Source organism: Mycolicibacter sinensis (genome assembly GCF_001673565.1).
GTDB classification, from domain to species: domain Bacteria; phylum Actinomycetota; class Actinomycetes; order Mycobacteriales; family Mycobacteriaceae; genus Mycobacterium; species Mycobacterium sinense_C.
Genome location: NZ_LZMF01000005.1, coordinates 82,039 through 100,224 on the forward strand (window position 1 = coordinate 82,039; position 18,186 = coordinate 100,224).

General features: G+C 70.6%; 17 protein-coding genes. 5 read left to right on the forward strand and 12 right to left on the reverse strand.

The window, feature by feature from the left end:
• Positions 1-11 precede the first annotated feature (11 nt).
• From ribD to fmt, 4 genes are read right to left on the reverse strand one after another with little or no spacing between them, the layout of a single operon-like run.
• Positions 12-1,043, reverse strand: coding sequence for a bifunctional diaminohydroxyphosphoribosylaminopyrimidine deaminase/5-amino-6-(5-phosphoribosylamino)uracil reductase RibD (gene ribD / locus A5648_RS00975; RefSeq protein WP_065022745.1), 1,032 nt, complete (start codon positions 1,041-1,043; stop codon positions 12-14).
• A 10-nt stretch (positions 1,044-1,053) separates the two neighbouring features.
• A complete protein-coding gene (gene rpe, locus A5648_RS00980; RefSeq protein ID WP_207511559.1) occupies positions 1,054-1,731 on the reverse strand; it encodes a ribulose-phosphate 3-epimerase in 678 nt (225 codons plus the stop codon).
• 4 nt (positions 1,732-1,735) lie between these two features.
• Complete coding sequence (locus A5648_RS00985; protein WP_065022747.1) at positions 1,736-3,130, reverse strand: RsmB/NOP family class I SAM-dependent RNA methyltransferase; 1,395 nt, start codon at positions 3,128-3,130, stop codon at positions 1,736-1,738.
• Positions 3,127-4,059, reverse strand: a complete 933-nt coding sequence (fmt, locus tag A5648_RS00990) for a methionyl-tRNA formyltransferase (RefSeq protein ID WP_065022797.1) — start codon at positions 4,057-4,059, stop codon at positions 3,127-3,129. Before fmt ends, A5648_RS00985 begins: the two co-directional genes overlap by 4 nt.
• A 106-nt stretch (positions 4,060-4,165) precedes the next feature.
• On the opposite strand from fmt, the gene A5648_RS00995 reads away from it, so the two are divergent.
• A complete protein-coding gene (locus A5648_RS00995) occupies positions 4,166-5,149 on the forward strand; it encodes an Acg family FMN-binding oxidoreductase (protein WP_275080632.1) in 984 nt (327 codons plus the stop codon).
• A 6-nt stretch (positions 5,150-5,155) separates the two neighbouring features.
• Here A5648_RS00995 and A5648_RS01000 read toward each other — a convergent pair whose 3' ends face one another.
• Complete coding sequence (locus A5648_RS01000; protein ID WP_065022798.1) at positions 5,156-7,099, reverse strand: primosomal protein N'; 1,944 nt, start codon at positions 7,097-7,099, stop codon at positions 5,156-5,158.
• 206 nt (positions 7,100-7,305) lie between these two features.
• Here A5648_RS01000 and A5648_RS01005 point away from each other — a divergent pair, with 206 nt between their 5' ends.
• The gene (locus A5648_RS01005; RefSeq protein WP_065022749.1) at positions 7,306-8,655 is read left to right on the forward strand and encodes a DUF4226 domain-containing protein; all 1,350 of its coding nucleotides are present in this window, start codon (positions 7,306-7,308) and stop codon (positions 8,653-8,655) included.
• A gap of 13 nt (positions 8,656-8,668) precedes the next feature.
• Here A5648_RS01005 and A5648_RS01010 read toward each other — a convergent pair whose 3' ends face one another.
• Positions 8,669-9,385 carry a lysoplasmalogenase gene (locus tag A5648_RS01010; protein WP_234787246.1) on the reverse strand — a complete coding sequence of 239 codons (717 nt, stop codon included), beginning with the start codon at positions 9,383-9,385 and terminating at the stop codon, positions 8,669-8,671.
• Here A5648_RS01010 and A5648_RS01015 point away from each other — a divergent pair.
• The 3 genes from A5648_RS01015 (at position 9,384) to A5648_RS01025 (ending at position 12,273) form a co-directional block, all read left to right on the forward strand.
• Entirely contained in the window at positions 9,384-10,331 is a 948-nt protein-coding gene (locus tag A5648_RS01015; RefSeq protein WP_065022750.1) for an alpha/beta hydrolase, read from the forward strand. The two genes, A5648_RS01010 and A5648_RS01015, sit on opposite strands and share 2 nt — an antisense overlap.
• A 4-nt stretch (positions 10,332-10,335) precedes the next feature.
• Entirely contained in the window at positions 10,336-10,722 is a 387-nt protein-coding gene (locus tag A5648_RS01020) for a VOC family protein (protein ID WP_065022751.1), read from the forward strand.
• Positions 10,723-10,785: 63 nt separating this feature from the next.
• Complete coding sequence (locus tag A5648_RS01025) at positions 10,786-12,273, forward strand: flavin-containing monooxygenase (protein ID WP_065022752.1); 1,488 nt, start codon at positions 10,786-10,788, stop codon at positions 12,271-12,273.
• A gap of 77 nt (positions 12,274-12,350) precedes the next feature.
• Here A5648_RS01025 and metK read toward each other — a convergent pair whose 3' ends face one another.
• The 6 genes from metK to zwf all read right to left on the reverse strand — a co-directional run bounded on the left by metK (position 12,351) and on the right by zwf (position 18,173).
• Positions 12,351-13,562: a methionine adenosyltransferase gene (gene metK / locus A5648_RS01030; RefSeq protein ID WP_065022753.1), complete on the reverse strand. Its 1,212-nt coding sequence runs from the start codon at positions 13,560-13,562 to the stop codon at positions 12,351-12,353.
• 125 nt (positions 13,563-13,687) lie between these two features.
• Positions 13,688-14,938, reverse strand: coding sequence for a bifunctional phosphopantothenoylcysteine decarboxylase/phosphopantothenate--cysteine ligase CoaBC (gene coaBC, locus A5648_RS01035; RefSeq protein ID WP_065022754.1), 1,251 nt, complete (start codon positions 14,936-14,938; stop codon positions 13,688-13,690).
• A 22-nt stretch (positions 14,939-14,960) separates the two neighbouring features.
• Positions 14,961-15,281 carry a DNA-directed RNA polymerase subunit omega gene (gene rpoZ / locus A5648_RS01040; protein WP_065022755.1) on the reverse strand — a complete coding sequence of 107 codons (321 nt, stop codon included), beginning with the start codon at positions 15,279-15,281 and terminating at the stop codon, positions 14,961-14,963.
• A 65-nt stretch (positions 15,282-15,346) separates the two neighbouring features.
• Positions 15,347-15,949 carry a guanylate kinase gene (gene gmk / locus A5648_RS01045; RefSeq protein ID WP_065022756.1) on the reverse strand — a complete coding sequence of 201 codons (603 nt, stop codon included), beginning with the start codon at positions 15,947-15,949 and terminating at the stop codon, positions 15,347-15,349.
• Between the two features lie 7 nt (positions 15,950-15,956).
• Entirely contained in the window at positions 15,957-16,274 is a 318-nt protein-coding gene (mihF, locus tag A5648_RS01050; RefSeq protein ID WP_003932123.1) for an integration host factor, actinobacterial type, read from the reverse strand.
• 435 nt (positions 16,275-16,709) lie between these two features.
• On the reverse strand, positions 16,710-18,173 hold the full coding sequence (zwf, locus tag A5648_RS01055) for a glucose-6-phosphate dehydrogenase (protein WP_065022757.1): 1,464 nt from the start codon (positions 18,171-18,173) through the stop codon (positions 16,710-16,712).
• Positions 18,174-18,186: the final 13 nt, after the last annotated feature.

The window sequence follows — 18,186 nt, forward strand, 5'->3', positions numbered from 1 at the left end:
ACCGGTAGCCGTCAGTGCGGCACCAGGCTCAGCAGCAGATCCGGGCCGATCGGTTCGACCGTGTCGAATCGCCACCGCAGCGCCCGGGCGATGCTGGGCACCCCGACATCGTCGACGGCGGTGATCGGCCCGCCCAGCAGGATCGGCGCCACATAGGCCAGGATGCGATCGATCGCCCCGGCCCGCAGGAACGCTCCGGCCAGTGTCGGACCGCCTTCCAGCAGTACGTCGGTGCGGTCCGACAGCGCGCGCAGCACCTCGGCCGGATCGTGGGTGCGGATCACCATGGTGCGCGAGTCGTCGTTGAGCACGTGCGCGTCCGCCGAGATCTCGCGCTGCCCGACCACCACTCGCAGCGGCTGCCGGTCGGCCAGGGTGCCGTCGGGCAGTCGGGCGGTCAGCGTCGGGTCGTCGATGAGCACGGTGCCGGTACCCACCACGATGGCGTCGGCGGCCGCCCGGCGGCGGTGCAGATCGGCGCGGGCGGCCTCGCTGGTGATCCACTGACTGGATCCGTCGGCAGCCGCGCTGCGGCCGTCGATGCTGGTGGCGTACTTCCAGGTGACGTGCGGTAGGCCGGTGCGCTGCTTGTGCAGCCACTCCCGCAGCGGCCCGGCGATCACCGCGTCGGCCTGCACGCCGGCGAGCACCTGGACTCCGGCCGCGGCCAGGCGCGCCGCCCCGCCCGCCGCTTCGGGGTTGGGGTCCTCGACGGCGTAGGCCACCTTCGCGACACCGGCGGCCAGCAGGGCGTCCACGCACGGTGGGGTTCGGCCGTGGTGATTGCAGGGCTCCAGCGTGACCACCACCGTGCCGCCGGCGGCCAGCTCACCGGCGCGGCGCAGCGCCACCACCTCGGCGTGGGCCTCACCGGTCGGTCCGGTCCCGCCGACGCCGACCACCCGCCCGTCGCGGTCCAGGACGACCGCGCCGACCGGCGGGTTGGGATAGGTCTTTCCCTTGACCCGCTGCGCCTGCTCGATGGCGAGCAGCATCGCGGCGTCGTGGCCGGCGGCGTCTGTCACGGCCGGGGCGGTATTCATCCCTCGGTGCTCATGCGCGCAGATGCGGCGACGCTGAAAGGGCTTGGCGGCGCAACGATTCCACCGCCGCGGCCGGGTCCGCGGCGCTGTAGACGGCCGAGCCGGCGACGAAGCAGTCCACACCGGCCTCGGCGGCCTGTTCGACGGTGTCGGCGTTGATGCCGCCGTCGATCTCCACCAGGATGCTCAGCTCCCCGGCGTCGACGAGCTTGCGCACCGCGCGAACCTTGCCCAGGACCTCCGGGATGAAGGACTGTCCGCCGAATCCCGGTTCCACCGACATCACCAGCAGGGTGTCGAAGTTCGGCAGGATCTCCAGGTAGGGCTCCAGCGGCGTACCCGGTTTGATGCTCAGCCCGGCTTTGGCGCCGGCGGCCCGGATGTCGCGGGCCACCGCGATCGGGCTGTCGGTGGCCTCGGCGTGGAACGTGACATTGTGGGCGCCCGCCTCGGCGTAGGGCGGCGCCCAGCGGCCCGGGTCCTCGATCATCAGATGGCAGTCCATCGGGATGTCGGTGGCTTTGAGCAGGCTTTCCACCACCGGTAGGCCCAGCGTCAGGTTGGGCACGAAGTGGGCGTCCATCACATCGACGTGCAGCCAGTCCGCCCCCTTGACGGCGGCGGCCTCCTCGGCGAGCCGGGCGAAGTCCGCCGACAGGATCGACGGGGCGATCATGGGTCGTGACATGGGCTCAGATTACTTGTAGCGCCGCGGCGAACATGGCGTCGGTGCCGTGCCGGTGCGGCCACAGCTGCACGTGCGGGCCATCTCCGAGCGCGTCGGCTGGCGCGAACAGTTCTCGGGTGTCCAAGGCCCGCACCGGATGCCGGCGCAGCGCATCGGCCACCACCCCGACCGTTTCGGCCAGGTGCGGTGAGCACGTCGCGTACAGCACCACCCCCCCGGGCCGGGTCAGCCCGATCGCCGCGGTCAGCAATTCACGCTGCAGTTTCGTCAGTACCGGGACATCGGCGGGCAGTCTGCGCCACCGGGCTTCGGGCCGGCGGCGTAGGGCGCCCAGACCGGTGCAGGGCACGTCGACCAGCACCCGGTCAAAGCCCCCGGGTTGCAGGCCCGAGTCGCGGCCGTCGGCCGTCAGCACCTCCACGTCCAGGCCGCGGGTGTTCTCGGCGACCAGCGCGGCGCGCTGGGGCGCCAGCTCCACCGCGGTCACCCGGGCTTCGGCCTGCGCGGCGAGCGCGGCCAGCAGCGCGGTCTTGCCGCCCGGGCCGGCACACAGGTCCAGCCACCGCCCGCTGTCACCGTCCACGGGGGCCAGCGCGCACGCGCGGGCCACCAATTGACTGCCCTCGTCCTGGACCAGGGCGTGGCCGTCGCGTACCGGTTGCAGCCGACCGGGGTCGCCGCCGGGCAGGTACACCGCGTACGGCGAGTACCGGCCCACGGCGCCGTCCACGGCGGCAGCCAGTTCGGCGGCGGTCAGCACGCCGGGACGGGCGGCCAGATGCACCTGGGGACGCTCGTCGTCGGCGGCCAGCACCGCGTCGAGTTCACCGGCGGCCGATCCCAGCGCGTCGGCGAAGGCCTGCGCGATCCAGCGCGGGTGCGCGCGGGTGAACGCCGCGTGGCCGATCGGGTCGGCGGCCGGGTCCGGTGCGAGCTCCGCAGTCCAGGACGCTTCGTCGCGGGTGCTGATGGTGCGCAGCACGCCGTTGACGAAACCTGCTCGCGGCGAGTCGAATTCGATGGCCGCCTGCTCGACAGTGGTGGACACCGCGGCGTGCGCGTCCACCCGGGTACGCAGCAGCTGATAACTACCCAGCCGCAGCAGGTCCAGCAGCACCGGGTTGATCGCATCGGGCGAACGCTGCGCCGCCGCTCCGATGATCGCGTCGAGCAGCCCGCGGACCCGGCAGGTTCCGTAGGTCAGTTCGGTGGCGAAAGCCGCGTCGCGGCCGGTGATCCCGCGCTCGGACAGCAACGCCGGCAACGCCAGGTTGGCGTAGGCATCGCGTTGCGAGACCGCCCGCAGCACGTCGAACGCGGCGCGACGGGCCGGATCCAGCGGTTTACGACGCGGTTGCCGCGGCCCGCTTTGAGGCCGCCGGCGCGACGGTCCGGTCATGACGCCCGCAAACCCGAGTCGAGCCGGGCGCCGCGCGCCCAGTCGGCAGCGTTCATGGGCTTCTTTCCGGGCGGCTGGAGCTGCCCCAATCGCACCGGCACCGATCCGGTGCCGATCCAGACGCTGCGCCGGTCGGCGTGAATGTACCCGGCCGCCAAGTCTTGTGGACCATCGTCGGTGACGGCCACCGGACCGAGCTTGACGCGCAGGTCCCCGATCACCGTCCAGGCCCCCGGCGCCGGGGTGACGGCACGGATGCGGCGCTCGATCACCGGGGCGGGCAGATCCCAGCGCACCCGCGCATCGTCGACGCTGATCTTCGGGGCGTAGCTGACCCCGTCGCGCGACTGCGGCACCGCGTTCAGCGCGCCGTCGGCGATCCCATCGAGGGTGGCCGCCAGCAGTTCGGCGCCCGCGACCGCCAACCGTCCCAGCAGCTGTCCGGCGGTGTCGTCGGGCCGAATCGTCTCGGTCAGCACCCCGTACACCGGCCCCGAATCGAGTTCCGGCTCGATCGCGAACGTCGTCGCGCCGGTCACCTCGTCGCCGGCGGCGATGGCCGCCTGCACCGGGCCGGCGCCCCGCCAGGCCGGCAGCAGCGAGAAGTGCAGGTTGACCCAGCCGTGCTGCGGTACCGCCAACAAGCCGTCGCGTAGCAGCGCCCCGTAGGCGACCACCGGGCAGCACTCCGGTGCCAGTTCGGCCAGCTCCGCGACGAAGTCGGCCGAGTTCGGCTGGTGCGGCCGCAGCACCGGAATCTCGTGGTCGAGGGCGAGTTGCGCCACCGGCGACGGCTGCAGGTGCCCGCGCCGCCCGGAGGCCGCGTCGGGCCGGGTGAGTACCGCAGCCACCTCGTGGCGGGGCGAGTCGATCAGCCGTTGCAACGACGGCAACGCGGTGTCCGGGGTGCCGGCGAAGACGATGCGCACCGGCACAGTTTAAAGAGGCCGCGGGACGGCCCGAAGTACCAACGGCCCTTCCGCCGGCCTGTGCGGAGCGCCATCATGGAAGGCGAGGTAAAGATCGGAGGTCACGTTGTCTGCCGTGATGGTGGAAGCCCAGACCGTCAGAGATGCGGTCGAGGCGGCCTGCCGTGCCCCCTCGCTGCACAACATCCAGCCGTGGCGATGGCTGTTCGACGGCACTGCGCTGCAGCTGTTCCTCGACCCGAGCCGGCTGTTGCCGACCGACCGGGCCGGGCGTGAGGCGATCATCGGTTGCGGCGCGGCGCTGGACCACCTTCGGGTGGCCCTGTGCGCGACGGGCCTGCGCGCCGACATCGAGCGGTTTCCCAATCCCAATGACCCCAACCATCTGGCATCGATCCGATTCGCCCGGCTGGATCACGTCACCGAGGGACACCGCCGCCAGGCCGCAGCGATCCAGGAACGCCGCAGTGACCGCTTGCCTTTGCAGTCTCCGGCGAACTGGGAACTGTTCGAACCGGTGCTGCGTGACCGCCTCGATCGTTACGACGTGCACCTGGATGTGCTGCCGGAGGACGCCCGGCCGCGCCTGGCGCAGGCCTCACAACTCGCCGAGTCGTTACGGCTCTACGATTCCACCTACCACGCCGAATTACGCCGGTGGACGGTTCCTTTCGCGGAATCGGCGGGTATTCCCTACAGCGCGTTGGCCTCAGCGGCCGAAGGTGACCGGGTCGATATCGGTCGAGCGTTTCCGGCCGCCCGCCACCCTGAGCGACGTGTCCGGATCCAGCAGGATCAGGCGGTGATCGTCGTGCTGTCCACCGATACCGACTCCCGCGCCGCGGCGTTGGCGACCGGTGAAGCACTCTCGGTGGTTCTGCTGGAGGCCACGATGGCCGGTTTGGCCACCTGCCCGCTGACCCACCTCACCGAGGTTCAGGTCGCCAGGGAGATCGTCGAGACGCTGGTGGGCGGCGACGGCGTACCGCAGATCCTGATCCGGATCGGGCACGCTCCCGCGGGCGAGGAACCACCGCACCTCACCTCGCGGCGCCCGCTCGACGACGTCCTGGACATCCGGGGCGGATAAGAACTCTCAGCCGATATGCAGCGGGTCGAGTTGTACCCGTACCGGATGATGCGACCCGCGGGCGCTGAGCACCCCGACGCCGTGGCGCAGTGCCGCGGCCAGCGCCAGGCCGTGGTCGCGGCCGACCCGGGCCAGCATCCGGATCACCGGCAGCTCGTCCGGGACGCCAGCGGGGCGCCGCACCCCCGGCGGTAGCGGCACCGGGCCGAGCACGTCGGCGCCGCCGGGGAGTCGCGCCTGCTCCAGCAGCGCCGCCACCGACTCCGGGTCGCCGTCGAGGGCCGCGATGTGCACCGCCGGCGGTAATCCGACTTCGGTGCGGGTGGCCAGCTCGGCGTCGGCGTGGCCGACCGGGTCCCACCGGATGAGGGCCTGCACGGTCGGAATCGACGACTCCGCGACCACCGTCACCACCCCGCCGGCCTCCCGGTCGCGCACCAGGGCGGCGGCCGCCATCCAGCGCCGCAAGGTGTCCTCGGCGGCCCGCAGATCCTGGCGGCCCAGCAGCGCCCAGCTGTCCAGCAGCAGCGCCGCGCCGTACCCCTGCGGAGCGTGCGGCTCGGCGCCGGGCGTGGCGATCACCAGGGCGGGCCCGTCGCCGGTGCGATCGACGATGGTGTCCCCGGCGGACGTGATGACCGCCGTACCCGGGAAGGCCCGGCCGAGTTCTTCGGCGGTGCGCCGGGCCCCGACCACCACCGCCCGCACCGCATCCGACCCGCAGCGCGCGCACCGTAGCGCCGGCTCGGCCCGGCCGCACCAGCGACAGCCGGCGGCGCCACCGCGTTCGGGTAGGGACAGCGGACCGGTGCAGTGCCGGCATCGGGCGATGGCGCGGCAGCGCCCGCACGCCAGCGACGGCACATACCCGCGCCGTGGCACCTGCACCAGCACCGGCGCACCGGCGGCCAGTGCGCTGCGCGCGCTCTGCAGCGCCACCGAGGGCAGCCGGGCGGTGCGCGCCGCGGCGTCACGCTCTTCGGCGTATCCGGTGTCATCGAGGGCCACCACCCGCGGCGCCGCCGTCCGCAGCACCGTCCGCGGCGCCACCACGTCATGCGCCCACCCGGCGCGGACCAGCGCGTGCGCCTCGGCGGTGCGCGCGTATCCGCCGATCAGTGCGGCGCAACCCGACAGGTGCGCCCGCAGCATCGCCACCTCGCGGGCGTGCGGGTAGGGCGCCCGCGGCTCGGCAAGGTTGTCATCGCCGTCGTCGAAGACCATGACCAGTCCCAGGTCGGCAAGCGGGGCGAACACCGCACTGCGGGTGCCGATCACCAGGCGGGCCCCGCCCCGCAGCACCGACAGCCAGCGCCGGTAGCGGGTGGCCGGCCCCAGACCCGCCGACAGCGCGACGACCGCGGACTCGTCGATCCGGGCCGTTGCGGCGCTCCACAATGCGTCGATGTCACGCTGGTCGGGAACGATCGCCAAGGCCGTGCGCCCCGCGCGGATGGTCTGGGCGGCGGCTTCCGAACACCGGTCTACCCAGGAATCGCCGGGCAGCACCTGCCACACTGCCCGCGCGGCCCGGCCCTCCCCGAGCGCCGCCAAAAACGGCCCGCCCGCCCGGTAGCGCTGCCAAGCCGCCGGATCGACCGGTGCGGGCAGCGGCGCCTCGGCCGGCGTCACCGCCTCGCGTTCCACCCGGGCATGCCGCGGCGGTACCGCCAGCCGCAACACGTCAGCCCGGGTGCCGGCGTAACGGGCGGCCACCGCCTCCACCAACCGGCGGACCTCGGCGGTGAGCACCGGTTCGCTGGAGATCACCCGCTCGAGCCGGCCCAGCCGGCCGGCATGGTCGGTATCGGCACGGCGCTCCCAGATGAAGGCGTCGACCAGCCGGCCGTGAAAGCGCACCCGCACCCGTGCGCCGGGTCGCGCGTCCTCCGACTGCTCGGGGGTGACCAGGTAGTCGAACTCACGGTCCAGGTGCGGCACCGAGAGCATCGGCAGCACCCGGGCTATGGGTTCGGGTTCATGCGGCGGTCCCAGCGTCGGCTCTCCTTCGTCGAGCCTCGCTGAACCGCCGGGTTCGACGCTCACCACGCAGGTCTAGCAGACTCCGCCGACCCCGGCAGCCGCCGGACCACAAGCGGGGCGGTCTGTGGATCGACGACCGCGCCGTCGGCGGCGCTGAATTAGCTTGCTGCGGTATGCCCGACGAGCGCGGCGCCCATGCGGAGGCGGCACGAGCCCGCGAGGGTTTACTCCTGTCCCGGCAGCAGTCCGCGGCGTGCACCGATCAGCTGCTGTCGGCGACGCTGCGTGACGCCGTTGCCCACGCCCGCGACGGCCGTCGGCGCCTGGACGCCATCGACGCCGAGATCCGAGAGGCGCTGGGCGATCAGCCGGCGTTGGACACCCCGGCCGGCGCCCGCCAATTCCAGCTCTTTCTGGCCGCCAAGACCCGAGACATCCGCCGGGTGGTCGCCGCCGCGGTCGCCGACGACCGGACCCGCACGGCGCTGCTGGGGCCGCTGGCTGCCGGGTACCACGGCGTCCCGGCCGCCGTTCGCGATCGGGTCAACCGGCAGCTGCTCGCCGATGACATCGACCGGGTGGAGAACGCCACCAAGGCGATCAGCGCCACGGACATCATCCGCTACCACAACGCCCTACGGGTCCGGGACGGCCTTCGGGCCAACTGCGCTGACGGCCCGGTGCTGCTGATCACCTACGACCCGGCGGCGTTCGGTGGCCGGGGCCGGGCCGCCATCGCGATCGGTGATCCCGACACCGCCGACAACACCACGGTGCTGGTACCGGGGGCACACAGCAGCGTCCGCGACGGCTACCTGTCGCATCCGGACGGGGTGAACGTCTACCGCGAGGTCGTCCGCGCCGATCCGGCGCGATCGAATTCGGTCATCCTGTGGATGGGCTACCGCGCTCCGGACAGCTTTTTCGATCCGTCTGTGGCACAACCGGATTCAGCACGATCCGGCGGCAGGCTGCTGGCTGCGGAAGTCAGCGCCCTGCGGGCCGCACACCGCGGGGCCACGCATATCACGGTGATCGGGCATTCGTACGGCTCGACGACGGTGGCTGATGCCGCCGCCGGCTTCGGGATGCGGGCCGACGACGTGGTGCTCGTCGGTTCGCCGGGAACCGACCTGGCGCGCAGCGCCAAGGACTTTCACCTACCCGCGACAGGGCACGTCTATGTCGGGGCGGCATCCTCGGACCCGATCACCGGATTCGCCGGTGAGCCGCAAGTGCCGGTGCCAGGCACCGCGGCGACGGTCGGGCTCGGCCGCGATCCGGCCGACGACGGCTACGGATCGACCCGGTTCAAGGCCGAGACCCCGGGCCTGTCCTGGCCGATGGCCGGCCACAGCTCCTACTTCGCACTGGGCACCGAGTCGCTGTTCAGCATCGGCGACATCGCCTCCGGCCACGGCGACGCGCTGGCGCACGACCACATGACCGCACCGCACCGCCGTCGGCTTCCGGCATTCGACCCCGAACGGCTACGTCTAGGAACCGGAGGTCACCGGCATTGAGCGCCAGGGGGTTTCAGCCGGCGGGTTCGGCATTATCGGAGCGACCGAAGAAGAAGCCGGCCGTGATGAGCAGTTGCGCCGCTGCGTAGGCCCACCAGATCGGCACCGCCAGCACCTCGTTGCCCAGTACGAACCGGCTGATCGCGATCATGGCGTCCGAAACGGCGAAGAACACCGCGCCCACCGCGGTCCATCGGGTGGGCAGCTTCGCCAGCAAAGCCGCGCACACCATGGCGCCGAGCACCACGACGTAGACGGTCACCGGCACCGTCATCTGTTCGCGGGCCAGGCCGGGCCAGAACCACACCAGCAGCGTCAGGCAACTCACGCCGGTCAGCCCCACGCCGACGAGCCTGCCCCGGGACACCACTGCCAGCGGAATCAGCGCCCCGAGAAAACACAAGTGCGCCAACAGGAATGCCGTCAGTCCGGCGACGAAGGACGGCTCCCACCACGGGATCGCCAGCAGCCAGTCGCCGGCGGCCGACAGGATCAGCGCGGGGATCAGCCAACGCGCCTCGCGCAGGATCGGGTGCGCGACCGCGGCGACGGCCAACAGCACCGCCATCGACGCCTTGAACGCCGGCTGGCCCACCCAGTGCCCGGTCAACTCCTCCCCCGGCGCCGACCGCAACGCCAGCACGGTCAAAAAGATGCCGTAACCCACACCAGCCCAACCGGCCGCAGCCCAGGCGGTGGGGACCAGGCGCGTTGCGTACGGTGGTCTGATGTCACTCACCGACGATGACTCCGCTATCGACCCCATAGTGCTGAAGGTACTGGACGTCGTCCCCTTCCGACTGACACTCGCCGACGGCGTCGAGACGGCGCGCCGCCAGATGCGTGACCTGCCACGCCGGCCGGTCTACCCCGACCTGCTCAGCGAGGACCGCGTCATCGACGGCCCCGGCGGGGACCTGCCGGTGCGCATCTACCGGCCACCGAGTGCGGCCAACGGCCCCGCCGCCGTGGTGGTGTTCTTCCACGGCGGCGGTTTCGTCGCCGGCGACCTCGACACCCACGACGGCACCGCCCGCCAGCATGCGGTCGACGCCGACGCGGTGGTGGTGTCGGTGGACTACCGGTTGGCTCCCGAGCATCCGTTCCCGGCCGCCGTGCAGGATGCGCTGGCCGCCACCGAGTGGGTGGCGGCACATGCCGCCGAGCTCGGCGTCGACCCGGCCCGGCTGGCGGTGGCCGGGGATTCGGCCGGCGGCAACCTGGCAGCGGTGGTGTCTCAGCTGGCCCGCGACGCCGGCGGGCCGGACATCTGCTTTCAGCTGCTGTGGTATCCGGCCACCACCTACGACATCACCTTGCCGTCGTTCAGCGAGAACGCTGATGCGCCGATCATCGACCGTGACGCGATCGCCGCGTTGACCCTGGCCTATGCCGCCGGCATCGACCTGAGCGATCCGCCGCCGACGCTCGCGCCCGCACGTGCGGCGAACCTGGCCGGCCTGCCGCCGGCGTACATCGCCGTGGCCGGCCATGACCCGCTGCGCGACGACGGCATCCACTACGGCGAACTGCTGTCCGCGGCCGGGGTGCCGGTCGAGGTGCACAACGCCACCACGCTGGTGCACGGTTACCTGGGCTACGCCGGGGTGATCCCGGCGGCCACCGAGGCCACCGACCGCGGGCTGGCGGCATTGAAAACGGCCCTGCACGGTTGATCCGATGCGGCTGAACCAGGTCACCGTCGGCTCGACCGACATCGACCGGTCGGAGCGGTTCTACCGGCTGCTGGGTCTGCGGCTGATCGTCAAGACCGACGACTACCTGCGCTTCGAATGCCCCGCCGGGGACAGCACCTTTTCGGTGGAACGGGTCAGCGCTGTCCCGGCCTGCGAGCAGGTGACGATCTATTTCGAAACCGACGACCTCGACGGCCAATACCAGCGCCTGCGGGGCTTGGTCGAATTCAGCCAGCCGCCGACGGATATGCCCTGGCTGTGGCGAGAGGCCAGGCTGCGTGATCCCGACGGCCACCCGCTGTGCCTATTTCAGGCCGGCGAGACCCGCCGTAACCCGCCGTGGCGGCTCGACCCGCCGGATTCGCACTAACGCGCCACCGGCCCGCTGATCGACGCGCTACCGTCGACCGGTATCGCCCGACGAGGAGCCGCCGTGACCGACAAACCCGACCACGAAGTCCTGATCGTCGGCGCCGGGTTCTCCGGCATCGGTGCCGCGATCGGCCTCGACCGAGCCGGCATGTCCGACTATCTGATCGTCGAGGCCGGCGACGGGGTCGGCGGGACCTGGCACTGGAACACCTATCCCGGTATCGCCGTGGACATTCCGTCGTTCTCATACCAGTTCTCCTTCGAGCAGAGCACCGAGTGGTCGCGCACCTACGCCCCCGGCCGGGAGTTGAAGAACTATGCCGAGCACTGCGTCGACAAGTACGGGCTGCGTTCCCGAATCCGGTTCGCCACCAAGGTGCTTGCGGCGGAGTTCGACGACCGGGCCGATCTATGGCGGGTGCGGCTAGATGCGGGCGGGGGCGAGGTCACCGCGCGGTTTCTGATCAACGCCAGCGGCGTGCTCACCACACCGAAGCTGCCCGAGATCGACGGTGTCGACACCTTCGGCGGGGTGACCATCCACACCGCGCGCTGGGACCACTCGCAAGACCTGACCGGCAAGCGCGTCGCGGTGATCGGCACCGGGGCCTCGGCGGTGCAGGTGATCCCCGAGATCGCGCCGAAAGTCTCGCAGCTCACCGTTTTTCAGCGCACCCCGATCTGGTGTTTCCCGAAGCTGGACCTGCCACTGCCGGCGCCGGTCCGCTGGGCGATGCGGGTGCCCGGCGGCAAGGCGCTGCAGCGGCTGACCAGTCAGGCCTACGTCGAGGCGACGTTTCCGATCGCGGCGCAGTACTTCACGGTGTTTCCACTGGCCAAGCGCATGGAGGCCGCCGGGCGGGCCTACCTGCGCCGGCAGGTGCGCGATCCGGTGGTGCGTGAGCAGCTCACCCCGCGCTACGCGGTGGGCTGCAAGCGGCCCGGTTTCCACAACACCTACCTGTCGACGTTCAACCGCGACAACGTCGACCTCGTGGTCGATCCCATCGCGCGGATCACCCCCACCGGCGTCGTCACCGCCGACGGGACCGCGCACGACGTCGACGTCCTCATCCTGGCCACCGGGTTCAAGGTGATGGACAGCGACAACATCCCCACGTTCGCGGTCACCGGGGCCGGCGGCCAGTCGCTGAGCCGGTTCTGGGACGAGCACCGCCTGCAGGCCTACGAGGGCGTCAGCATCCCCGGATTCCCCAACCTGTTCAGCGTTTTCGGCCCGTACGGCTACGTCGGATCGTCGTATTTCGCGCTGGTCGAGGCGCAGACCCATCACATCGTGCGCTGCCTGACCCGCGCCCGGCGGCGTGGCGCCACCCGAGTGGAGATCTCCGAGGCGGCCAACGCCCGCTACTTCGACGAGATGATGAGCAAACGGCACCGGCAGGTGTTCTGGCAGGACAGTTGCCGGCTGGCCAACAGCTATTACTTCGACAAGAACGGCGACGTCCCGTTGCGGCCCACCACCACGGTGGAGGCCTACTGGCGAAGCCGGCGCTTCGATCTCGACGACTACCGGTTCACCGCCTGATTTTCACGGCGCGAGCAGACACAAAAGCCCCCAAATCCGGTCGGAAATGGGGGCCTATGCGTCTGCTCGGCGGAAGATCAGATGGCGCGCTTGAGGTCGTCGACCTTGTCCAGCTGCTCCCACGGCAGTTCGATGTCGGTGCGACCGAAGTGGCCGTACGCGGCGGTCGGTGCGTAGATCGGGCGCAGCAGGTCCAGGTCGCGCACGATCGCACCCGGGCGCAGGTCGAAGACCTCGGGCACGATCTTCTCGATCTTGACCGGGTCGACGGTGGCGGTGCCGAAGGTCTCGATGAACAGACCGACCGGGGCGGCCTTGCCGATGGCGTAGGCCACCTGAACCTCGACACGCTGCGCCAAGCCGGCGGCGACGATGTTCTTGGCCACCCAGCGCATCGCGTACGCGGCCGAGCGGTCGACCTTCGACGGGTCCTTGCCGGAGAAGGCGCCGCCGCCATGCCGTGCCCAACCACCGTAGGTGTCGACGATGATCTTGCGGCCGGTCAAACCGGCGTCACCCATCGGCCCGCCGACGACGAACTTGCCGGTCGGGTTGATCAGGATGCGGGTCGAGGAGGAGTCCAGGGTCTCGTGGGCGAGTTCGGCCAGCACCGTCGTGATCACGTGCTCCCGCAGATCGGGGTCCAGCGTCTTCACCAGGTCGATGCCGTCGGCGTGCTGGGTGGAGATCACCACGGTGTCCAACCGGGTCGGGACGTCGTCCTCGTACTCGATGGTGACCTGGGTCTTGCCGTCCGGGCGCAGGTAGTCCAGCGTGCCGTTCTTGCGCACCTCGGTCAACTTCCGCGACAGCCGGTGGGCCAGCGCGATCGGCAGCGGCATCAGCTCCGGGGTGTCGGCGATGGCGTAGCCGAACATCAGGCCCTGGTCGCCGGCGCCCTGGGAGTCCAGCGGGTCGGCCGCCCCCTCGACGCGGGCCTCGTGGGCGGTGTCGACGCCCTGGGCGATGTCGGGCGACTGCGCCCCGATCCCGATGTTGACCCCGCAGGTCTCGCCGTCGAAGCCCTTGTCCGAGGAGTCGTAGCCGATGTCGAGGATGCGCTTGCGCACGGTGTTGGTGATGTCGGCGAAGGCCTCGCGGGCGCTGGTCGTCACCTCCCCGACCACATGTACCTGCCCGGTGGTGACCAGGGTTTCCACTGCAACCCGCGAGCGGGGGTCATCGGCGAGCAGTGCGTCGAGCACCGAGTCGCTGATGGCGTCACAGATCTTGTCGGGGTGTCCCTCGGTCACCGACTCACTGGTGAACAGCCGACCCTTTTCGCTCACAATGTCATCCTTCCGTGCGTCTCCGCACTGTCAAAAAAGTTAGGCCGGGAAAATATATCGTCTGCATCTCGAGCGCTGCCCCCGCCTGCGTCACAACCCCCCGGCTCGCTACCGTAGCAGCGTCCTCATCGGCCCTGCCCCCGCAGGAACGCCGCGATCGCGTCCACGATGCGACTGGCCATCAGTGTCTTGGAGCCGGGCTCCAGCGCGGACTCGGTTCCATCGGCGGTCAAAAGCCAGCCGTCGTTGTGGTCCACCTCGAAGGCCCGGCCGTCGCCGACGGCGTTGACCACCAGTAGATCGCACCCTTTGCGCTGGAGCTTCGCGCGGGCGTGGAACAGCACGTCGCCGTTCTCGTCCCCGGTCTCGGCGGCGAAACCGACGATGGCGGCCATGTTGGGCAGCTGCCCGTCGTCACGCGCCCGGACCGCGCCGGCCAGCACGTCGTCGTTGCGGACCAGATCGATCGTGGGCGGCCGGTCGTTCTCCCCCGGGCCCTTCTTGATCTTGGACTGCGCCATCCGGGCCGGGCGGAAGTCGGCGACGGCGGCGGCCATCACCAGCACCTGCGCATCGGGGGCGTGTTTGGTGACCGCGTCCTGCAGCTGCGGGGCCGAGCTGACGCGCACCACGTGCACTCCGGCCGGGTCGATCAGCCCGGCGGTGTGGGCGGCGATCAACGTGACCTCGGCACCGCGCTGGGCGGCTACCCGGGCCACCGCGTAGCCCTGCTTGCCCGAACTGCGGTTGCCGATGAAGCGGACCGGGTCGATCGGTTCGCGGGTGCCGCCCGCGGTCACCAGCACCTTGTGTCCGGCCAGGTCGTAGGGCAGCGCGTCCGCGCGCTCCAGCAGCAGCGAGGCGAAGGTGTTGATCTCCTCGGCCTCGGGCAGCCGGCCGGGCCCGGTGTCGGCGCCGGTCAGGCGTCCCGACGCGGGCTCGAGAACCACCGCGCCGCGGTCCCGCAGCGTCGCGACGTTCGCGACGGTGGCCGGATGCTGCCACATCTCGGTGTGCATCGCCGGGGCGAACAGCACCGGGCAGCGGGCGGTGAGCAAGGTGGCGGTCAGCAGGTCGTCGGCCCGCCCGGCGACCGCGCGGGCCAGCAGGTCAGCGGTGGCCGGCGCCACCACCACCAGGTCGGCCTGCTGGCCGATGGCGACGTGCGGAACGTGCGGAACGTCATCGAACACACCGGTGTGCACCGGCTGGCCCGAGAGCGCTTCGAAGGTGGCGGCCCCGACGAACCGCAGTGCGGATTCGGTCGGCACGACCTGCACGCAGTGGCCGGCCTCAGCCAGCTGACGGACCACCGTGCACGCCTTGTAGGCGGCGATACCGCCGGAGACGCCGACGACGATCCGCTTAGCAGTCACGGGTACCGGCCCCGAACCTCTGCTACTCGCCTTCGGTGTACTCGAGCAGGTCGCCGTGGATCTCACGCAGTGCGATCGACAGCGGCTTCTCCTGCAGGCCGGGCTCGACCAGCGGCCCGACGTATTCGAGGATGCCCTCGCCGAGCTGGTTGTAGTAGTCGTTGATCTGGCGCGCCCGCTTGGCCGCGTAGATCACCAGGGCGTACTTGCTGGACGCCCGCTGCAGCAGCTCGTCGATGGGCGGGTTGGTGATGCCCAGTGGCGTGTCGTAGCCACCGATCAACGCCGGGTCGAACTCATCGGCGTCGGTCACCACGGCCGCGTCGGTCTGCGAAGTACTCACTTAAGACAATCTCCTGAAGCTCATTGGGCTGGGGTTGATCACGCCTGAGGCGGTGGTCCGGTCGATCAGACCGCGTCGGATGCGGATTCCACCAGCAAGGATACCAATTCTGAGCAGGCGGTTTCCAATCGACCGTTCACCACGACCGCGTCGAAGTCCCCCTGCGCCGCCAACTCGGTGCGCGCGGTGGCCAGTCGACGTTCCATGACCTCCGCGGATTCGGTGCCCCGCCCGACCAGCCTGGCCTGCAGCGTCTCCCAGTCCGGCGGCGCCAAAAACACCGTGACGGCCTCCGGCAGGGCCTTCTTGATGGCCCGGGCCCCGGCCAGGTCGACCTCGATCAGCACGGGTCGACCCGCCTTGGTCGCCTCGGCGACCGGACCCGCCGGGGTTCCTGATCGCTGCAGGCCGCCGTGGATGTCGGCCCACTCCAGCAGCGCGTCGGCCTCGATCAGCCGGCCGAACTCCTCTGGCGTCACGAACCGGTAGTCGACGCCGTCCACCTCTCCGGGCCGCGGCGCGCGGGTGGTGGCCGACACGCTGAAATACAGGTCCGGTACCCGCTCCCGCAGGCACCGGACCAGGCTCGACTTACCGACCGCGGATGGACCGGACAGCACCACCACACGCCCCGCGTGTCGGCTGCCCGGTCCTCCACCGGCATTCACTGACAGGTCAGGAGAAGTCGAACTTTTCCAGCAGCGCCTTGCGCTGCCGGTCGCCCAGGCCGCGCAGCCGGCGGGTGGGGGCGATCTCCAGCTCGGTCATGATCTCCTGCGCCTTGACCTTGCCGACCTTCGGCAACGCCTCCAGCAGCGCAGAGACCTTCATCTTGCCCAGGACCTCGTCGGTCTCGGCGTCCTTGAGCACCTGCTTGAGGTTGGTGCCGCCACGCTTCAGCCGGTCCTTGAGCTCTGCTCGGGCCCGACGCGCGGCCGCCGCCTTCTCCAACGCGGCGGCGCGCTGCTCGTCGGTCAACTGGGGAAGGGCCACGATTCCTCCGTCTCGTCATCATCGACAACGCCGATGTTTTCCTTGTCTCGGCCGGGTACTCCCGCCAGAGACGACGACCGTACCCACGCCGTCTGACGAAATCTAACCCCACCCCCCGTTTCCGGCTACAAATGCCCAGCGTGCGGCGGCTGAGCACGGCAGCCCGACCGGGGCCGCGGGCGCCTATGCGACCGGGTCCACCGCAGCCGCGCACCCCCGGTCGGGGCCTGCAAAAACCACGTGTGAGCTGGGCGTTTATCTGGGGGCGGCGGGCCGGACGAGCGACGCCGCCAGGCCCCTTCCGGCGCTTGGGAGACCGGTAGGACCGCGGCCGCATTGAATTCGCACCTCACGGCGTGTCGGGCGTGTCGAAGCCGTTCCGATGGTGATCCGAGCGGGCATGACCGGCGTTCGAGCCGCCGGGCCGCTGCGCGGCTACCTACCGCCTCGCCACGTCCGGTCGAACGGTAGCCGCCAGGCGTGCGGCGCGATGAGCTGGTGGACGGCGTTGGGCCCCCAGGAGCCGATGTCGTAGCCGCGCACCGGCGGCGGATCGTCCAGCAACGGCGCCGAGACCTGCCACAGCCGCTCGATGCCCTGCGCGTGCGTGTAGAGCGTGCGGTCGCCGCGCATCGCGTCCAGGATCAGCCGCTCATAGGCTTCCAGCACATCGCCGGCGGTCTCGGTGTCGGCCATCTGGAACTGCATGCTGTGCTTGTCCAGCTTCATCCCCGGTCCGGGGCGCTTGCCGTAGAACGACAGCGACAGCTTCGCCTGGTCCGCCAAGTCGAAGGTGAGGTGGTCCGGGCCGTGCGCGCCGACCCCAGACCCCGCCGGGAACATGCTCCGGGGCGGCTCCCGGAAGGCGATCGAGATGATCCGCTGACCCTCGGCCAGGCATTTGCCGGTGCGCAGGTAGAACGGCACCCCCGCCCAGCGCCAGTTGTCGATCTCGCATTTGAGTGCGACGAATGTCTCGGTGTCCGAGTCCGACGCCACCCCCGGCTCGTCGCGGTAGCCGCGGTACTGGCCGCGGACCACGTTGTGCGGATCCAGCGGCACCATGGACCGGAAAACCTTGTTCTTCTCCACGCTGATCGCATCGGAGGCCAGCTCCGTCGGCGCCTCCATCGCGACGAAAGCCAGCACCTGGAACAAATGGGTGACCACCATGTCCTTGAAAGCGCCGGTCGGCTCGTAGAAGGCGGCCCGGCCCTCCAGGGACAACTTCTCCGGGATGTCGATCTGGACGTGGTCGATGAAGGTGCGGTTCCAGATCGGCTCGAACAGGCCGTTGGCGAACCGGAACGCCAGAATATTCTGCGCCGCCTCCTTGCCGAGGAAATGGTCGATGCGGAAGATCTGCGATTCGTCGAAGGTCTGGTGGATCGAGGCGTTGAGCTCGACCGCACTGGCCAGATCGGTGCCGAAGGGTTTCTCCATGACGACCGCCGCGCCGTCGACCAGGTTCGCCTGCTCCAGCATCCGGATCGCCGGGATCGCCGCTGACGGCGGAACACTCAGGTAGTGCAGCAGCTGCGGCTCCTGGCCGCCGGGCAGGTCGAGCTGCGCCGCCTGCGCCCGCACCGCCGCCGCCAGCGCCTCGGGCCCGCCGTGTTGCGGCACATAGGTCAGGTTCTGCGCCCAGTTCTGGCTCTCATCCGGCGAAGCCGCACCGTGCGACGACTGTTCGCATGCGGCCACCGCGATCTTGCGGAAAGCGCCGTCGTCCAAGTCGTCGAGGGAGGTGCCGACGATGCGCAGCTGAGGCGCCAGCTTGGACCGCGACAGGTGAAACAGGCCCGGAAGCAGCTTGCGGCGGGCCAAATCGCCGGTGGCGCCGAACAACACCACCACGTGCGGTGCCGCGTCGGGTGCGGCGTGGTCAGAACTGCGCATCGCGTCCCCCGTC

What these genes read in the sequence shown, in the direction of transcription:
- A5648_RS00985 (WP_065022747.1), bottom strand. Translation starts at nt 3,130, where the DNA reads ATGACCGGACCGTCGCGCCGGCGGCCTCAAAGCGGGCCGCGGCAACCG.
- A5648_RS01000 (WP_065022798.1), bottom strand. Translation starts at nt 7,099, where the DNA reads ATGCTCTCGGTGCCGCACCTGGACCGTGAGTTCGACTACCTGGTCACC.
- ribD (WP_065022745.1), bottom strand. Translation starts at nt 1,043, where the DNA reads ATGAATACCGCCCCGGCCGTGACAGACGCCGCCGGCCACGACGCCGCG.
- A5648_RS01005 (WP_065022749.1), top strand. Translation starts at nt 7,306, where the DNA reads ATGCCCGACGAGCGCGGCGCCCATGCGGAGGCGGCACGAGCCCGCGAG.
- A5648_RS01020 (WP_065022751.1), top strand. Translation starts at nt 10,336, where the DNA reads ATGCGGCTGAACCAGGTCACCGTCGGCTCGACCGACATCGACCGGTCG.
- zwf (WP_065022757.1), bottom strand. Translation starts at nt 18,173, where the DNA reads ATGCGCAGTTCTGACCACGCCGCACCCGACGCGGCACCGCACGTGGTG.
- rpe (WP_207511559.1), bottom strand. Translation starts at nt 1,731, where the DNA reads ATGTCACGACCCATGATCGCCCCGTCGATCCTGTCGGCGGACTTCGCC.
- A5648_RS01015 (WP_065022750.1), top strand. Translation starts at nt 9,384, where the DNA reads ATGTCACTCACCGACGATGACTCCGCTATCGACCCCATAGTGCTGAAG.